This is a genomic window from Serratia sp. C2(1), from assembly GCF_036352655.1.
Lineage (GTDB): Bacteria > Pseudomonadota > Gammaproteobacteria > Enterobacterales > Enterobacteriaceae > Serratia > Serratia inhibens.
Map to the genome: position 1 here is coordinate 729,947 of NZ_JAZFBA010000001.1, position 16,131 is coordinate 746,077.

The following is a 16,131-nucleotide window of genomic DNA, read 5'->3' on the forward strand; positions in this document are numbered from 1 at the left end:
TAACGCTCGACAGTAAGGAGTTTACGGAGAAAAAATTTCCTATTTACGCTATAAATTATCAAATTTATGGAATTAAATTCATTAATTGGGTGGGCTATGTTTTCTTCCGAACGGCTTAAGGGAATCGATTTATTTGTCTGCGTGGCGGATATGGGCAGCTTTACCGCCGCCGCAGAACGCATGAATCTGACGAGTTCCGCCATCAGCAAAGGGATCGCTCGTCTGGAGAGCCGGTTGCAGGTACGACTGTTTAACCGGACCACGCGGCGTCTGTCGCTGACGGATGCCGGGGTGACGTTCTACCGCACTTGCACCGGGGTCTTGGCCGAGCTGGAAGAGGCTGAGTTATCGATGCAGGCAGAAGATTCAGAACCACGGGGAAAGGTGCGTATCGACCTGCCTGCCTCCTATGGCCGCCTGCATGTTTTACCGGTTATTCTCAAATTTATTGAGCATTATCCGTTGCTGATACCGCATATTTCTTTTTCCGACCGCTTCGTCGATCCTGCGATAGAAGGCATCGATATCCTCGTGCGCATTGGTGGCCCCGATATTTGGCCCAATGCGGTGGGACACCGTTACCTGGGAACCCAGCGACATATTTTTTGCGCTTCGCCCGCCTATTTGAATAAACGAGGGGAGCCGAACAGCGAAGATGATTTGGAAAATCATAGCTGCGTGGTTTACGGCGAGGAGAACGGCATGCTTACCCCCTGGCATTTTGCGAGGGCGCAACGCAGTACCGCGGAAAAAAGAGTATTACCGGCACGGGTCGCGATCGGTGATGCGCAAGGGCAACTCACCGCCGTACTGGCGGGGTACGGCATCGCTCAATTGCCGACCTGGTTGGTCAACCGCCAGCTTGAGGACGGCACTTTGGTTGAAGTGCTCCCCCATTTGGCTACCGACGGCTTGCCGATCAATCTCGCCTGGCTTAAAAGCCGTCAGGCGCAGCCTAAAGTCCGCGCAATACTCCAGATCCTGACCGACAATGTGGGGCCGTCGGGCAGTGCGCTGAACGTGCCTTAATGCCTTTGTTCCCGCAGCGTCAGGTTGCGGCGATTACAACTGCTGCACCAGCGCTTTCAGTTGCCTGATAAGCGCATTCTCCGAGCCTGCGGCATCCGGTTTGCCGGTGGATTGCCGGATAACCAGGGTAGTCGGCAACAGATCGTTAAACGCCTCTTGCGGCTGATCCGCCATGCTCAACAAATGGGTGACCGCACGTTTGCCGATAAGGTCAAAGTCCTGCCTCACCGTGGTCAGGGCCGGGTGGAAATATTGGCTGTCGGGGGTGTCGTCATAGCCGATCACGGACACATCCTGCGGTATGCGCTTGTTAAGTTGCCGCAAGGCGCTGATGACCCCTAACGCCATCTGATCGCTGGCGACCAGCATCGCCGTGATGTCCGGGTGCCGGCTGAAGAGTTCCACGGTTTTTACCCAGCCGCTGTTGGCGCTCCAGTCGCCGTATTCGGTATCCGTCTCCGCAATGCCAGCCTGATATAGAGTGTCGCGCCAACAGGCCAGACGCAGCCGTGCCGAAATGGAGCTTTCCGGGCCGGCCAGCAAACCGAATTTCCGGTGCCCCAGTTCCAGAAGCAGATTAACGCTGCTGGCGGTGCCGTCGCTGTGAAGAAAGCCAAGGTGACAGACCTCTGCGGCGGGCGGCACGTCCAGAAACAGTTGCCGTATGTCCGGGTTATCCCGCGCCAGCGTTTCCGCATCCGCTTTTTCCAGCGGCAGACTCATGACCACGCTGTTGATCTTCTGCGCCCGAAACTCATTCAGCGCTGATTGCAGGGCGCTCAGCTGCCCGGTTTTCAACATCGATATCGCCACCTGATACCCCACCGATTCCGCATGGTGCTTGAACGATGAGGCGATTTGCGAAGGGGCGTGCAGCGCAAGGGAGGTGGTGATCAAGCCAAACGTCGGCAAGGTTTTGCCGGCCAGGATCTGCGCGGAGCGGTTAGGCACATAATTGAGCGTATTCATCGCGCCCAGCACCTTATTGCGCGTGCGCTCGGAGACGATATCCGGGTTGTTCAACACCCGTGACACGGTTTGCTGGGAAACTCCCGCCTCTTTGGCTACGTCTTCCAGCGTTGCCTGCCGTTTATTCATCCATTCAATCTCGCAATAACGTGCAGCGTTAAATAATGCTACCGGTGAGGAACATGCAGAGCGCCGACACGCCGTGAATCCGTCCATGGAGGCTCGTATCGCGCGTCCATGCGTTCAACGGTCGGCTAACCTGCATGCTCCCCACCCGTCTCAAGTTTGGGTGTCGCGGTATTAAACGCATTTATTTAGCCCGCAATGTGCCATTTTGTTTGAAAATGTATTAAAAAACATTTTATGTCATGCGCAATACATTATAGGAAACAATCGATAAATAGCGTGATTGACCTCAAATATACCCACCAAATTTATTGCCCGCCAGGGCGTGTATCGTATTTACTCGACTGAAAATGTATAGCGCTAGACATCCCTCTGACAGCAGGTAAGGATTGGTATGAAGCAGCCTCTTTATTCGGTAAACGATAACTCGCCGGACAGCGTTCTCCCTCAGGTGCTGGCCCGGCAGGACTGGCAGAACCCGGCCGTCACCCACCTCAACAGATTGCCCGCCCATCCGCAATTTCGCAGTTGGCGCGCGGTGGAAGAGGCCAGGGATGACCGGCGCTCGGATCGGCGCGTGTCGCTGGATGGCGAATGGCGGTTCGTTTATCTGGCGCAGCCCGAAGCGGTGGACCCGCGCTGGTTGGTGGAGGACGGCCCGGACAGCCGACCGGTAACTGTGCCTTCCAACTGGCAGATGGACGGCTATGATGCGCCGATCTACACCAACGTCCGCTACCCGATCTCGACTGAGCCGCCTTTTGTGCCGCAGGAGAACCCGACGGGGTGCTATTCGCGCACGATTGACATCCCGGAAGCCTGGCTGAAGGCAGGCAAAACCCGAATCATCTTCAACGGGGTGAACTCGGCGTTCCACCTTTTTTGCAATGGGGTGTGGATTGGCTATTCGCAGGACAGCCGCTTACCGGCCGAGTTCGATTTAACCGACGCGCTGCATGCCGGCGACAACCGTATTTGCGCGATGGTAATGCGCTGGAGCTCGGGCACCTGGCTTGAGGATCAGGACATGTGGCGCATGAGCGGCATTTATCGCTCGGTGTCACTGCTGCACAAGCCGGACACCCACCTTACCGATTTTCAATTGACCGCCGGGCTGGATACGGAGTATCGGCACGGCACCTTGCAGGCCTTGGTGCAGGTCGCGGCGGGGAAAGCCCAGCCGGCGGGGCTGCAGGTGGAGTTATCCCTGTGGCGAGGCGACGAAAAAATCGCCGGCCAACGCAAGCCGTTGGGCACCGAGGCGATTGACGAGCGGGGGGCTTATGCCGATCGGGTGACCTTTGCGTTGCCGGTGCAGGCGCCGGATTTATGGAGCGCCGAGTTACCCCATTGTTATCGCGCCGTCATTGCGCTTTACGGCGCTGATGGGGAGCTGATTGAAGCCGAGGCGGCGGACACCGGTTTTCGCCGCGTAGAGATAACGGACGGGTTGCTGAAAGTGAACGGCAAGCCGCTGCTGATCCGTGGCGTAAACCGGCATGAGCACCACCCGCAACGCGGCCAGGCGATCAACGAAGAGGACATGATTCAGGACATTCTGCTGATGAAGCAGAACAACTTTAATGCCGTGCGCTGTTCGCATTACCCCAATAATCCGCGCTGGTACGAACTCTGTGACCGCTACGGCCTTTACGTGGTGGATGAGGCCAATATCGAAACGCACGGCATGGTGCCGATGGCGCGGTTGAGCGACGATCCGAGCTGGTTCCCGGCATACAGCGCCCGCGTGACCCGCATGGTGCAGTGTAACCGCAATCACCCTTCCATCATTATCTGGTCGTTGGGCAATGAGTCCGGGCATGGCAGTTTGCATGATGCGCTTTATCGCTGGATCAAAAGCAGCGATCCCACGCGGCCGGTTCAGTACGAAGGCGGCGGGGCCAACAGCGCGGCAACGGATATCCTTTGCCCGATGTATGCCCGGGTGGATGAAGATCAACTCATTCCTGGGGTGCCAAAATGGTCGATAAAAAAATGGGTCGGCATGCCGGGCGAAAACCGCCCGCTGATACTGTGCGAATACGCCCACGCGATGGGCAACAGCCTGGGGAATTTTGACGAGTACTGGCGGGCGTTTCGTCAGTATCCGCGGCTGCAGGGCGGGTTTGTCTGGGACTGGGCCGATCAATCGCTGCTGAAAGCCGATGAGAATGGCTTGCCCGCACCGGCCTATGGCGGCGACTTCAACGATAAGCCCAATGACCGGCAGTTCTGCCTGAACGGCCTGGTGTTTGCCGACCGCACGCCACACCCTTCGCTCCATGAAGCCAAACAGGCGCAGCAGTTCTTCCAGTTTTCGTTGGTGGGCCATGCGCCGCTCGAGGTGGCCGTCGGCAGTGAATACCTGTTCCGCCGCACCGACAATGAAAGGCTGCACTGGCGGATTGAACAGGATGGGCGCGAATGGCGCTCCGGAGAGGTGGCGTTGGACCTCCCGCCGCAGGGCAATGCCGTCGTCACCCTGGCGGAATGCATCGATTTGCCGGCGAATGCCCGCCATGTCACGTTGATCCTTGAAGTTATCCAGCCGGAAGCCACCGCCTGGTCATCGGCCGGGCACCGCGTTGCATGGCAACAATTCCGCTTGCCGACGGCGCTGGCGTTGCCGGATACGCCAAAACCCGGCGTTCGCCCCGAACTGCAGATGGATGAAGACGGCTATCGGGTGCGGCATGGCGAACAGCAATGGTTTATCGACCGGAAGAGCGGTTTGTTGACGCAGTGGACGGTGGCGGGTGAAAACCAACTGATAAGCCCGTTCACCGACCAGTTTGTTCGTGCGCCGCTGGATAACGACATTGGGGTCAGTGAAGTCGAACGATGCGACCCTAACGCCTGGGTAGAGCGCTGGAAAAAAGCCGGGCTTTATGACATGCAGAGAACCTGCGCCCAGTGCACGGCGGCGGCTTACGAAGACCGCGTGGAGATCCGCAGCACCTTCCATTACCGCTATGGCGATGAGGTGCTGATCGTCAGCCACTGGCAGATGATGATTGATGGCCACGGCGCGCTGAAGATCAACGTCGAAGGGGAGCGTGCAAGCCACTTGCCGCCGCTGGCGCGCATCGGCATGGTTTTCCAGGCCACACCGGCAGCGGCAGAGGTCGAGTGGTTAGGGTTGGGGCCGCATGAGAACTACCCCGACCGCCAAAAAAGCGCCTGCTTCTCACGCTGGCGCCTGCCGTTGAGCGAGATGGTCACCCCGTACGTCTTCCCCACGGAGAATGGCTTGCGTTGCCACACCCAGGAGCTCAATTGGGGACGCTGGCGCGTCGACGGATTATTCAATTTCTCCATCATGCCTTACGGCAGCAAGCAGTTGATGGACGTCGACCATTGGCATCTGTTGCGCGCCGAACCCGGTATCTGGATCACCCTGGACGCGCAGCACATGGGCGTGGGGGGCGATGACTCCTGGACGCCGAGCGTGCATGAAAAATGGTTGTTAAAGGAAACGCAGTGGCGTTATCAGGTCAGTGTTAAGCATCAGTAAGCGTGGAGGGGGATATACCCGTCATACTTGAAGCTGCCTCTGTGTTGGCTGCGCTCCTTTGCCGCCGTGATGCAACTCCAATTATTTTGGGTATATTTTTCCCATTAAAAAATAATAATCCAGGTGACACTATGAAATTGACTCAGCTCTCGGCACAGGAACGGCATAACTTTATTTATTTTATGCTCTTCTTCTTTTTCTACTATTTCATCATGTCGGCGTATTTCCCTTTTTTCCCGATATGGCTTTCGGATGTCAATCACCTCACCAAAACTGAAACCGGGATGGTGTTTTCATTTATTGCCTTGTTTGCCATTATCTTCCAGGTGGCTTTCGGTTTAATCTCCGACAAGCTGGGCCTGCGCAAACACCTGCTGTGGGCGATTGTCATTCTGTTGATTTTATTCGCGCCGTTCTTTATTTACGTGCTGGCGCCTTTGCTGCAATACAATATTTATGCCGGCGCGCTGGCGGGGGGCCTTTACCTGGGGTTTGTGTTCTCCGGCGGCGCGGGTGCCGTGGAGGCCTATATTGAGCGCGTCAGCCGCACCAACCGTTTCGAATACGGCAAGGTTCGGGTTTCCGGCTGCGTGGGCTGGGCCATTTGCGCGTCGATAACCGGGCTGCTGTTCAGCATTAACCCTAACATTACGTTCTGGATCGCCTCCGGGTTCGGGGTGGTGCTGGCCGTCTTGTTGATTGTTTCCCGCCCGCAACCGAATCAGACGGCGCAGGTGATGGACAAGCTGGGGGCGAATCAGCGCGAGTTCTCGCTGGCCATGGCGCTGGAGCTGTTAAAAATGCCGCGCTTCTGGGCCTTCTTGTTATACGTGATCGGCGTCGCCAGTATTTACGACGTGTTCGACCAGCAATTCGCCAACTTTTTTAAAGGCTTCTTTTCATCGCCGCAAAGAGGCACCGAGATCTTCGGTTTCGTTACCACCGGCGGGGAGTTATTGAATGCCTGCATTATGTTCTGCGCCCCGTTTATCATTAACCGCATCGGCGCCAAAAATGCGCTGCTGGTGGCCGGCGCCATCATGTCGGTGAGGATTATCGGCTCGTCCTTCGCCAGCAGCGGCATTGAAGTGATTTTACTGAAAACGCTGCATATGTTTGAGTTGCCGTTCCTGCTGGTGGGCACCTTTAAATATATCTCCTCGGTGTTTGATCCGCGGGTGTCGGCAACCTTGTTCCTGATTGGTTTTAATTTGTCCAAACAGCTTTCGGGCGTGGTGCTTTCCGCCTGGGTGGGCAGAATGTATGACTCTGTGGGGTTCCATCAGGCCTATCTGATCCTCGGCCTGATCACCACCACCTTTACCGTCATTTCCTATTTCACGCTGACAGGGCGCGGCCTGCGTACAACGGCGGAGGCTGACACCGCCACGCCGTAACGCCTTAACGCAAGCTCAGGGAATGGCCCGACGACGCTTTCGTTTAACACCCGAATTTGTAGCTACCGGACAACGTGTCCCCGCCGTCTGATAGTGCGTTATGAAAGACAATGAAAACAGTGAGGTGAGCACAGTGTTGAGTGCCCTTGAAGACGTCGAACGCAGGAGCGGCGCATAGGCGAAACCGCCATGGACGGCGGTTTCAGGCGAGACAGGCAGGGACGCCTGTCGTAGCCGGCCGTGATGCGATGTGACGAAGTGAGAGTCGTTGGCGTAGCCAACCGTCTGACAGGGCAAAGGCGCGGGTTGCAAGGGGCCGCGCTTACGGCCTCTTGCTCGGTCGAGGCGCGTGAGCCTCATGGTGCATCTCACCTTTTATCGACCGAAAACGTCACGAACACCTTCAAAAAAACGCCAACTGGCCCGCATTAGACGGAGACCAGGGTTAGAATTCCACGCTCGCCTGTACCATCAGATTACGGGTTTCCCCTTCACGCACGCGCAGATTGCCGCCGCTGGAGGTGTAGTAGTGCTCATTAAACAGGTTGTTCAGGTTCAGCCTCAACTGCGTTTTCTCGCCAAACAGGCGGTTGTTCCAGGCGATGAAACTGTCGGCCACCACATAATTCGGCAGGGTGAAACTGTTCTCCGGATCGCCCGCCCGCGTGCCGATGTAACGTGCACCGCCACCGACGCGGAAGTCGCCTGGAATACCGCTGATCGCCAGATTATGGCTCAGATAGAGCGCGCCTGAATGGCGTGGCGCATTCTGCAGACGGTTGCCGTTATTCGCGGAATTCTCGCCGTCGTCAATGATTTTGGCGTTGGTGTAGCTGTAATTGGCGCTCAGCTCCCAGTCCGGCAAGATCTCGCCATTCAGTTCGAATTCCGCACCGCGTGAGCGCGCTTTATTGATAGCGCGCGTCGTGCCGTTGATGCTGAGCGACATGTCGCGCTCGTCAATATTAAACAATGCCACGCTGGCGAACAGGCGCGGCGAAACCTGCCACTTGCTGCCCATCTCCCAGGTGGTGCCCTGTTCCGGCTTGCCGACGTCACCGTCATCGTCGACGTTGGTGGACGGCGTAAAGGATTTGCTGACGCTGCCGTAAAGCGAGACATCCGGCGTCAGTTTATAAATCAGCCCAGCCTGCGGCAGGAACTTGTTGCCTTCGTCATCCAGCGTTTCCACCACCGGGTTGAAGCCTTTGGAAGCACGCTGCTCGTAATGCTGATAGCGCCCGCCCAACACGGCGATCCAGTCCGGCGTCAGCGAAATGCTGTCTTTGGCGTACACCGAACGGCTGTGAATGCGGTTCAGGTTATTGCTGTTGGCGACGTTTTCCGTGCTGCTGTCCGTCACGGGCGACAGCATGTCGTATTGCGGATCGTTGAGGTTAAAGTTGCTGTTGGCTTTGCCCTGGTATTGATGCGCGCGATAGGTCTGGTTCATCTCATAATCGGTACCCAGAACGATATCGTGCGTCATGCCGAAGATGTTCTGCGAGCCGATCAGGTCCCAGGAGAGGTATTTGGTTTTATGGTTGAAGCCACGGTTGGCATCGGCGCGGCGCGTAACTGCGCCGGTGGTGGTGTTGACGCCGGTCACCCGCACTTCGTTGTTGTCGTAGCGGCGTTGGTTCCAGCCCAGCGTCACGCGGGTGCTCCAGTCTTCGTTGAACTGCCAGCCGTACTGGGCATTCAGCGTTTTGTTGTGGCCCCAGGCATGGTTGGCCTTGTCGTCCAGGCGGTTTTTATAGCCGATATCGACCGGTTTGCCGTCGATAAAGGCGGTGCCGCGATCGTAAGGAATGTCGTAGCGATATTCGGAATAGCTGATCAGGAAGTTGGCTTTTTCGCCGAACCATTGCAGCGACGGAGCGATCAAGGTGTGTTCGTCGCTGCCATAATTGCGCCAATAATCCTGATTTTGCTTCTCGGCAATCAGCCGGAATGCAAAACCGTTACCGAGCGGGCCGGTGACGTCTACCGTGCCGGCACCGCCGCCTTCGCTGGCGTAGCGGCCACTGACCCGGGTGTGCCAGTCGTATTGCGGTTTTTTGCTGACGACGTTGATCACGCCGCCCGGGTTCTGGATGCCGTACAGCAGCGAAGCCGAGCCTTTCAGCACTTCAACGCGTTCGGTGGTGGCATCGAAATTCAGTCCCTGACTGCTGCGCACGCCGTCACGGTAAATGGAGCCGTCCGAGTTGGAACCGAAACCGCGGCGCACAAAGCCGTCTTCGGTGCCCGCCAGCGTGTTGCCTTCGGCTACGCCGCTGACAAAACGCATCGCATCGGCCAGGCTTTCGGCCTGATAGTCTTCTAACTGCTGTTGGGTGACGACGCTGACGGATTGCGCTTCATTCAGCCTGGCGGTTGGCGTTTTGCCGGCAACGGAGCTGCTGCTGGCGCTGTAACCCTGTTCGTCTGCCGCTTGCCCGGTAACGGTGAGGGTATTGTCGTCCCATGCGGCATAGCTGGTGCCTGAGGTGAAAAACGCGGCGCCATAGATTGCGGCAAGAATGGCCGGATGGCAGCTGCGTTTAAAGTAAAACGATTTATTGTTATTCATCTAATGGAACCCGGTGTTAATGATGTTGTTATTTTCTTTTTGCCAATAAAAACCCGGCTGTTTTTAAGTGAAACCGCCAGGGTGAGGGGAGTTTTTGCATCAATGTAATTGATAATCATTCAATCATAAGGCAATGTAGTAGTAAATATGAAAATTCAACCGTCCACTACAACCGCGTGCAAAAAGATGGCGCGTTTTATTTGGGTGATTGTTTTCTCTTAGTTATTTGTATTTAAAGTATTTTTCTTGATTTTTGGTTGCGATTTGGCGACGGTTTTCCGTCGGTAGGCCGCGATATGATTGTTTTCAAAGCCTGATAGCTACTACATTTAGCGCGAGCGAGGCGGCCTTTGCAGCACGGCCCGGTCAATAAACTGATCTATACCCTAAATAATTGGAGTTGCATCCAGGCGGCAAGGGCAGGCATCCCCAGGAGCTTACTCAGGTAAGTGACTGGGGGGACTGCGTGCAGCCAACACAGATGCAGCTTCAAGTATGACGGGTATAAAAACAAACGGATTGAGCAAAGATTATGGCGGGAAATGAAATAAAAAAACGTGTCGATGTTTTTGGCGAACGTTACCGCGCGCGGGCGGCGGGCCTTTCTCCACGATTACAAGCGGTGGTGCGCTACATCCATGAGCATCGCGAGTCCGTAATGGAAGCGAGCGCCATGGAGATTGCCGCAGCGACGGGCACCTCGGATGCCACCGTGGTGCGGGCGGTGCAGGCATTGGGTTTTGCCGGCTTGCGCGACATGAAAAGCACGCTGGAAGCCTGGTTCGGTACCGCGATTAACTCTGAAGTAAAGATGAATGCTACCGTGAGCGATCTGGCCTGTGACATCAATTCCGGCATCGACTTCGTGTTGGGCGGGCACAAGCGCGCCTGCGACGTGTTATCTCAACCGCACAACCGCCAGGCCATCTCGCAAGCGGTGAGCTTGCTGATTGAGGCACGCCAGGTGGCGCTATTCGGCATTAATGCCTCCGGGATTTTGGCCGACTACAGCACCCGGCTGTTTAACCGCATCGGCATTCCTGCGGTATCGCTTAACCGCGCCGGTATTGCCCTCGCCGAACAGTTGATCAGCCTCCAGCGCGGCGACGTGTTGATTATGATGGCGCAGAAATCGGCGCACAGGGAAGGGAGGACAACTATTCGCGAAGCGAAGCGCCTCGGCATCCCGATTATTTTGCTGACCAACGCCAGCGACTCGTTTTTTGCCGGGGAGGCGCACGTCGTGATCAACGTTCCCCGTGGCGGCGAGAATGGCCGCTTACCGCTGCACGGCACCGTATTGGTGTGCCTGGAAATGCTGATTCTTTCCGTCGCCTCGGCCACCTCTGCACGCACGATGAAAACCATGAAACGCATTCAGGATTTAAATCGCGGGCTTAAAGGGGCGGGGCGGAAGTAGGTCGCTTGGGCAAGTTGTAAGCTAACCCGTATTTCTTTGACGGGTAGCATAATAAAATTTAAGTGGTCTTATTAACCAGCTCTCCCTTTTACCCCGCGCTTGAGCGGTCATAAAAATAGTTATTTATCATTTTTTATCGCAATAAAATGCCAAGTTCTATCGCTTACACTTTTTTACATAAATAAAACGGCAAGTGGCGTCTGTGGGATTTTATTTTTTGAATGACGGACTAAAATTATGAGTGATTTGTCCTGAGAGGAGATAAATATGAAACACATCACTCCTTCATTTATCAAAAAAGCACATCTTTTCATGACATTGCTATGGGCAGCACTGGCAATACCCTCTGTGATTTGGTGGAAAGACAGTGTGCTATGGGTGATCATTATCAGTATTTACGCCAATATCGTGGGGCATCTTGCCGGTTATACGGCAGCGAGAGCCGATGAGGCGGCAGAAGCAACCGAAAACGATGAGGTTGCCGCGGACCAAAAAACAGCGACCTAAAAATTTATCTATTTCAGAGCGTGTTAAAATAATTAATTCTGCCAAAGAGTAATAGGTGCTCTGGTCAATGATGGTAATACCATCACCCAGATAATGTTTTTATTTAGCGTCAATATCAAGAATACCCCTTTCGCCCAGCCGGAGCAGGGGGCGTGCCATAGGCACCCCCTCTGCCCGTCTGTTAATGATAATGTTCTTCAAACCGAATCAGGTCCGCCTCGCAAAGTACGGAGCCGGTGATCTGAGGTTCGGCCAAGCGTTTGAAGCATTCGCTTTCCATTGTTGCCAGTTGCTCTCTTGCATGCTCCTCATTATTGGCCACTATATAAAGAGAGTAATTCCCCACCAACACTTCAAAAAGTTTCATAAATGGGCCTCCTGAAGAGAGTGAGAACCGCGATAAGAAATGTGTTCCGCAGGCACCAGTAAATTCATCATGGTTCTGATGATACTGGACTCGCTCATTCCAGCCTGCACCATTCTGCGTAATTGTTCGGCGTCGTTGATGCCTTGCTTGATATAACCTTCAAGGTAGCGCAGCACTTTGGTTTCGTTGGGATCCGCCTGGTTTTTTAACTTACTCAATGTTTGTTGCATATGCGTTTTTAGGGAGATTTTTGCAGCATTGCGCATATCAATATAATCTGCATCAAAGCCGTAACGCTGCGCGTGGAAGGTATTCGTGTGCCTCACCGAATCATAAATCTCCGCCAGAGGTTCTCTTTCATTCAATAGATACTTAACCAGCAGTTGCGCATAGCCACTTAACATGGCAGCGTGAAACAGGGTTAACGGCGTATCGCAAACACGGATTTCGATAGTACCGAACTCAGGTTTTGGCCGTATTTCCCAGTAAATATCCTTAAGGCACTGTATGACGCCCAATTGAACGCTTTGCTCAACATACTCGGTAAAGTCAGCCCAGGTAGCAATGCCATGCTCAATATAACCAAAGGTATGAAATGAATTTAAGGCGCTGAACCTTGAGCTGGCGAAAAAAGTGTCTTCCGATTGATAATAGGGTGAGGAAGCGCTCAGTGCGATAAAGTGTGGCAGGTAAGGGATCAGCGCATGGCACAGATAAATCGCGTCGTCGCCTGTTTTTACGCCAATATGAATGTGTTGTCCAAAAACGCAGGATAACTTGGCAAGAAAACCCAAATGCTGATGCACTTCTTGATAGCGCTCCGTAGGAGTAACGATCTGATTTTTCCAGTTATTGCTAAAATGACGCCCACCACCGCAAATACCGCAGTTTTTGCATGCGGCCGCATCCGAAAGTTTTCGTGCAATACCATTAAGCTCTTCGTAAAGTGTAAAGGGTGTTTCATGAATAGAAGAGTTAATTTCAATGGTCGATAACGTGATTTCTTTTTTAACATGGCGTTCATCGTTACATTTACTGATTATTTCCATGCCCTTATCCGAAAGATCGTTGCTGTCCAAGTCAATAAGTTGCAGTTCAAGTTCCACGCCTATACTGTGCGTAGGTGAAAATTTAAAAGGGATATCTAACATAACGTGGCCTCATTTTTAAAGGATAAATAAGATGAATATTTCCGTGCAGAGAAAAGGGGCTCTGACGAGGGTTGGAAATATTTTTAATCAAAGTGTTACATAGCTAATGGTGTCGTATCTCTTTAATTTCCCGTGGTTAACTTTTCCGCCATCAGTGGTGCCATTGTAATGAGTTAAATCTCTGTTTAAATTTAATTTTTCAGGGATGTTAAGTATTATCAAAAAATAGTGATAAAATAATATATTTCAATTTAACTTATTGATTTAAAATGAGTATTTAACTTAATTTTTAGTCTGTGATGTAATGGCTATCTTAACTGTTAAGTTTTAGCCAAAATTACGCTTATCTCAAGAGCGAACGCGAAAAACAAAACATAAAAACACGTATTAAAACACTTTGAAATATATTGATAACATATTCTTAACGACATTTTTGTGCCTGGAGATACGTAATGTTTAATTTACTGAAAAACAACGTTTTTACTGAGGGGTTTGAAAGTGAAGGGTAATGACAAAATAAAAAATGATTAGCGAATAATAGGTTATCAGTGCGAGTTTATAAAAAAATAATAAAAACAATAAAATATATAGTTGTTTGTCAGTGGTTAATATTTGTCCTATGCTTTAATGCGACAAAACTTATCAATCTAATTTCACGTAAATTACATGAGGTAGCATTGATGATTGACAAAAATAAACAATCCAAAAAAGGGAAGGCAACTAATTCATTAGCAAAAGAAAATTTGCCGCTATTAAATGATGCGCTGCATCTGAAAGACACTGCACCTGCCGACAACTCGCATTTGCCGGACAGTAAACCTACGCCACCCGGTAAACAGCCTACTGCACCCGGCAGCATGAAAAAAACCGGTGGTGTTGTAACCGATAAAATTCGCCAACTCGAACACAACAGAAAATATGATAAAAACCAGCCGCTAACGACCAATCAGGGCACTAAAGTTTCCGATGATCAGAACTCGCTTAAGCTGGGGACGCGGGGGCCGACTTTGCTCGAAGATTTCATCATGCGCGAGAAAATCACGCATTTCGACCATGAGCGCATACCGGAACGCATCGTTCATGCGCGCGGCTCGGCAGCACACGGCTATTTTGAGTTGTATAAAAGCCTGGCATCGATCACCAAGGCAGATTTTTTGCAACACGAAGGCCAACGGACCCCGGTGTTCGTGCGATTCTCCACCGTGCAAGGTTCGCGCGGCTCCGCCGATACGGTGCGTGACATTCGCGGGTGGGCCACCAAATTTTATACCGACGAAGGCATTTTCGATCTCGTTGGCAACAATACCCCGGTATTTTTTATTCAGGACGCGATCAAATTCCCTGATTTTGTCCATGCGGTTAAACCGGAGCCTCACAATGAGATTCCGCAGGGGGCAAGTGCCCACGACAGCTTCTGGGATTATGTGTCACTGCAACCGGAAACCTTGCATAACGTCATGTGGGCGATGTCCGACCGTGGGATCCCGCGCAGTTATCGAACCATGGAAGGCTTTGGCATCCACACGTTTCGTTTAATCAATGCGCAAGGCAAGGCCACCTTTGTGCGTTTCCACTGGAAGCCGGTCGCCGGGAAAGCCTCTCTGCTCTGGGATGAGGCGCAGAAACTGGCGGGCAAAGACGCAGACTTTCACCGCCGGGATCTCTGGGAAGCGATCGAGGCCGGCGACTATCCGGAATATCAGTTAGGCCTGCAACTGATACCGGAAGAAGATGAGTTTAAATTCGATTTTGATCTGTTGGATGCGACAAAACTTATCCCGGAAGAGCTGGTGCCGGTGCAGCTGGTCGGGAAAATGGTGTTGAATCGCAATCCCGATAACTTCTTCGCCGAAACCGAGCAGGCGGCGTTTCACCCGGGGCATATTGTACCCGGTATCGATTTCACCAACGATCCTCTTCTGCAAGGCCGATTATTCTCTTACACGGATACGCAGATCAGCCGTTTGGGCGGGCCCAATTTTCACGAGATCCCCATCAATCGTCCAACCTGCCCGTACCACAACCTGCAGCGTGACGGTATGCACCGTGTCGAGATTGATACCAATCCGGCCAACTACAGCCCCAACTCGCTCAACAATAATTGGCCGAGAGAGACGCCGGCGGCGGCCAGTGGCGGTGGCTTCTCCAGCTACCCGGAGCGCGTTGATGCCCATAAAATTCGCGAAAGAAGCGACTCTTTCCTCGAGCATTATGCCCATCCAAGGCTATTTTGGCTGAGCCAAACGCCGGTTGAACAACGGCATATCGTGGACGCCTTCTCTTTCGAGCTCGGTAAAGTGGCGCGGCCCTATATTCGCGAACGGGTGGTGGAGCAACTGGCGCATATTGATACCACTCTGGCCGGCCAGGTTGCCGCCAACCTGGGTATCACCTTGTCTGCCGAGGTATTGAATACCTTGCCGCCCAAACCGGTTAACGGACTGGAGCGCGATGCAAGTCTTAGCCTGTACGCTTTGCCGGGGGGGAGCGTTAAAGGTCGCATTGTCGCCATCCTGCTGGCGGATAATGTTATGTCGGCAGATGTGTTGACGATCCTGAAAGATCTCAAAAAACGCGGCGTTCATGCCAAATTGCTGGCGCAAACCCAGAGCCGAATAACGGCAGACGATGGCTCGACGATCCCGGTTGACGCGACCTTCGCCGGCACGCCATCGATAACGCTTGATGCCGTCATCGTGCCGGACGGCGTGGCGGAGGCCTTATTAGGCAGTGGCGAAGCGAAGCATTACCTGCTGGAAGCGTACAAACATCTGAAGGTCATCGGGCTCAGCGGCGATGCGAGTCGTTTAAAAACTCTGTGGCAGAACGAATCCGCCGCCGAGGAAGGGATCATCGAATCGCCAACGGTGAAAGGCGTAATGATGGAACGTTTTATCGAAGCCCTGGCCGGCCACCGTATTTGGAGCCGCAGCGAGAAAGCCGCCGCCGTACCGGCATAGAGTCACTATCGAGTTTCGCAATCAGGGGGATGTATTGTCCCCCGGGAGCAGGGAGCGGTCACCGTCATCATCAATGTAGGGAAAAGGTATTTTCGAAAAAACCTGACACTAACAGA

10 protein-coding genes are annotated in these 16,131 nt (G+C 53.3%); 6 read left to right on the top strand and 4 right to left on the bottom strand.

The features are described 5' to 3' along the window. The first annotated feature begins 96 nt into the window (after nt 1-96). Nucleotides 97-1,029 (top strand): LysR family transcriptional regulator, encoded by a 933-nt coding sequence (locus V2S86_RS03365; protein WP_330761219.1) that lies wholly within the window; start codon nt 97-99, stop codon nt 1,027-1,029. Between the two features lie 33 nt (nt 1,030-1,062). On the opposite strand, the gene V2S86_RS03370 is transcribed toward V2S86_RS03365, so the two are convergent. Beyond that, complete coding sequence (locus V2S86_RS03370) at nt 1,063-2,127, bottom strand: LacI family DNA-binding transcriptional regulator (protein WP_330761220.1); 1,065 nt, start codon at nt 2,125-2,127, stop codon at nt 1,063-1,065. A gap of 391 nt (nt 2,128-2,518) precedes the next feature. Between V2S86_RS03370 and V2S86_RS03375 the strand changes: the two genes are divergently transcribed. Together V2S86_RS03375 and V2S86_RS03380 are read left to right on the top strand one after the other, a co-directional pair. Then, nucleotides 2,519-5,638, top strand: a complete 3,120-nt coding sequence (locus V2S86_RS03375) for a beta-galactosidase (protein ID WP_330761221.1) — start codon at nt 2,519-2,521, stop codon at nt 5,636-5,638. 131 nt (nt 5,639-5,769) lie between these two features. Then, the gene (locus tag V2S86_RS03380) at nt 5,770-7,035 is read left to right on the top strand and encodes an MFS transporter (RefSeq protein ID WP_330761222.1); all 1,266 of its coding nucleotides are present in this window, start codon (nt 5,770-5,772) and stop codon (nt 7,033-7,035) included. Nucleotides 7,036-7,480: 445 nt separating this feature from the next. Here V2S86_RS03380 and V2S86_RS03385 read toward each other — a convergent pair whose 3' ends face one another. Continuing rightward, entirely contained in the window at nt 7,481-9,610 is a 2,130-nt protein-coding gene (locus tag V2S86_RS03385; protein WP_330761223.1) for a TonB-dependent siderophore receptor, read from the bottom strand. 532 nt (nt 9,611-10,142) lie between these two features. Here V2S86_RS03385 and V2S86_RS03390 point away from each other — a divergent pair. Both V2S86_RS03390 and V2S86_RS03395 read left to right on the top strand, forming a co-directional pair. Continuing rightward, nucleotides 10,143-11,030 carry a MurR/RpiR family transcriptional regulator gene (locus V2S86_RS03390; RefSeq protein WP_330761224.1) on the top strand — a complete coding sequence of 296 codons (888 nt, stop codon included), beginning with the start codon at nt 10,143-10,145 and terminating at the stop codon, nt 11,028-11,030. A 267-nt stretch (nt 11,031-11,297) separates the two neighbouring features. Beyond that, a complete protein-coding gene (locus tag V2S86_RS03395; protein ID WP_330761225.1) occupies nt 11,298-11,537 on the top strand; it encodes a hypothetical protein in 240 nt (79 codons plus the stop codon). A gap of 181 nt (nt 11,538-11,718) precedes the next feature. On the opposite strand, the gene V2S86_RS03400 is transcribed toward V2S86_RS03395, so the two are convergent. Together V2S86_RS03400 and V2S86_RS03405 are read right to left on the bottom strand one after the other, a co-directional pair. Next, complete coding sequence (locus V2S86_RS03400) at nt 11,719-11,904, bottom strand: hypothetical protein (RefSeq protein ID WP_330761226.1); 186 nt, start codon at nt 11,902-11,904, stop codon at nt 11,719-11,721. Further along, the gene (locus tag V2S86_RS03405) at nt 11,901-13,055 is read right to left on the bottom strand and encodes a YbdK family carboxylate-amine ligase (protein ID WP_330761227.1); all 1,155 of its coding nucleotides are present in this window, start codon (nt 13,053-13,055) and stop codon (nt 11,901-11,903) included. The genes V2S86_RS03400 and V2S86_RS03405 overlap by 4 nt, the downstream gene beginning before the upstream one ends. Before the next feature lie 680 nt (nt 13,056-13,735). Between V2S86_RS03405 and katE the strand changes: the two genes are divergently transcribed. Then, nucleotides 13,736-16,015 (top strand): catalase HPII, encoded by a 2,280-nt coding sequence (katE, locus tag V2S86_RS03410; protein WP_330761228.1) that lies wholly within the window; start codon nt 13,736-13,738, stop codon nt 16,013-16,015. Nucleotides 16,016-16,131: the final 116 nt, after the last annotated feature.

What these genes read in the sequence shown, in the direction of transcription:
- V2S86_RS03365 (WP_330761219.1), top strand. Translation starts at nt 97, where the DNA reads ATGTTTTCTTCCGAACGGCTTAAGGGAATCGATTTATTTGTCTGCGTG.
- V2S86_RS03380 (WP_330761222.1), top strand. Translation starts at nt 5,770, where the DNA reads ATGAAATTGACTCAGCTCTCGGCACAGGAACGGCATAACTTTATTTAT.
- katE (WP_330761228.1), top strand. Translation starts at nt 13,736, where the DNA reads ATGATTGACAAAAATAAACAATCCAAAAAAGGGAAGGCAACTAATTCA.
- V2S86_RS03385 (WP_330761223.1), bottom strand. Translation starts at nt 9,610, where the DNA reads ATGAATAACAATAAATCGTTTTACTTTAAACGCAGCTGCCATCCGGCC.
- V2S86_RS03375 (WP_330761221.1), top strand. Translation starts at nt 2,519, where the DNA reads ATGAAGCAGCCTCTTTATTCGGTAAACGATAACTCGCCGGACAGCGTT.
- V2S86_RS03395 (WP_330761225.1), top strand. Translation starts at nt 11,298, where the DNA reads ATGAAACACATCACTCCTTCATTTATCAAAAAAGCACATCTTTTCATG.
- V2S86_RS03405 (WP_330761227.1), bottom strand. Translation starts at nt 13,055, where the DNA reads ATGTTAGATATCCCTTTTAAATTTTCACCTACGCACAGTATAGGCGTG.
- V2S86_RS03390 (WP_330761224.1), top strand. Translation starts at nt 10,143, where the DNA reads ATGGCGGGAAATGAAATAAAAAAACGTGTCGATGTTTTTGGCGAACGT.
- V2S86_RS03370 (WP_330761220.1), bottom strand. Translation starts at nt 2,127, where the DNA reads ATGAATAAACGGCAGGCAACGCTGGAAGACGTAGCCAAAGAGGCGGGA.
- V2S86_RS03400 (WP_330761226.1), bottom strand. Translation starts at nt 11,904, where the DNA reads ATGAAACTTTTTGAAGTGTTGGTGGGGAATTACTCTCTTTATATAGTG.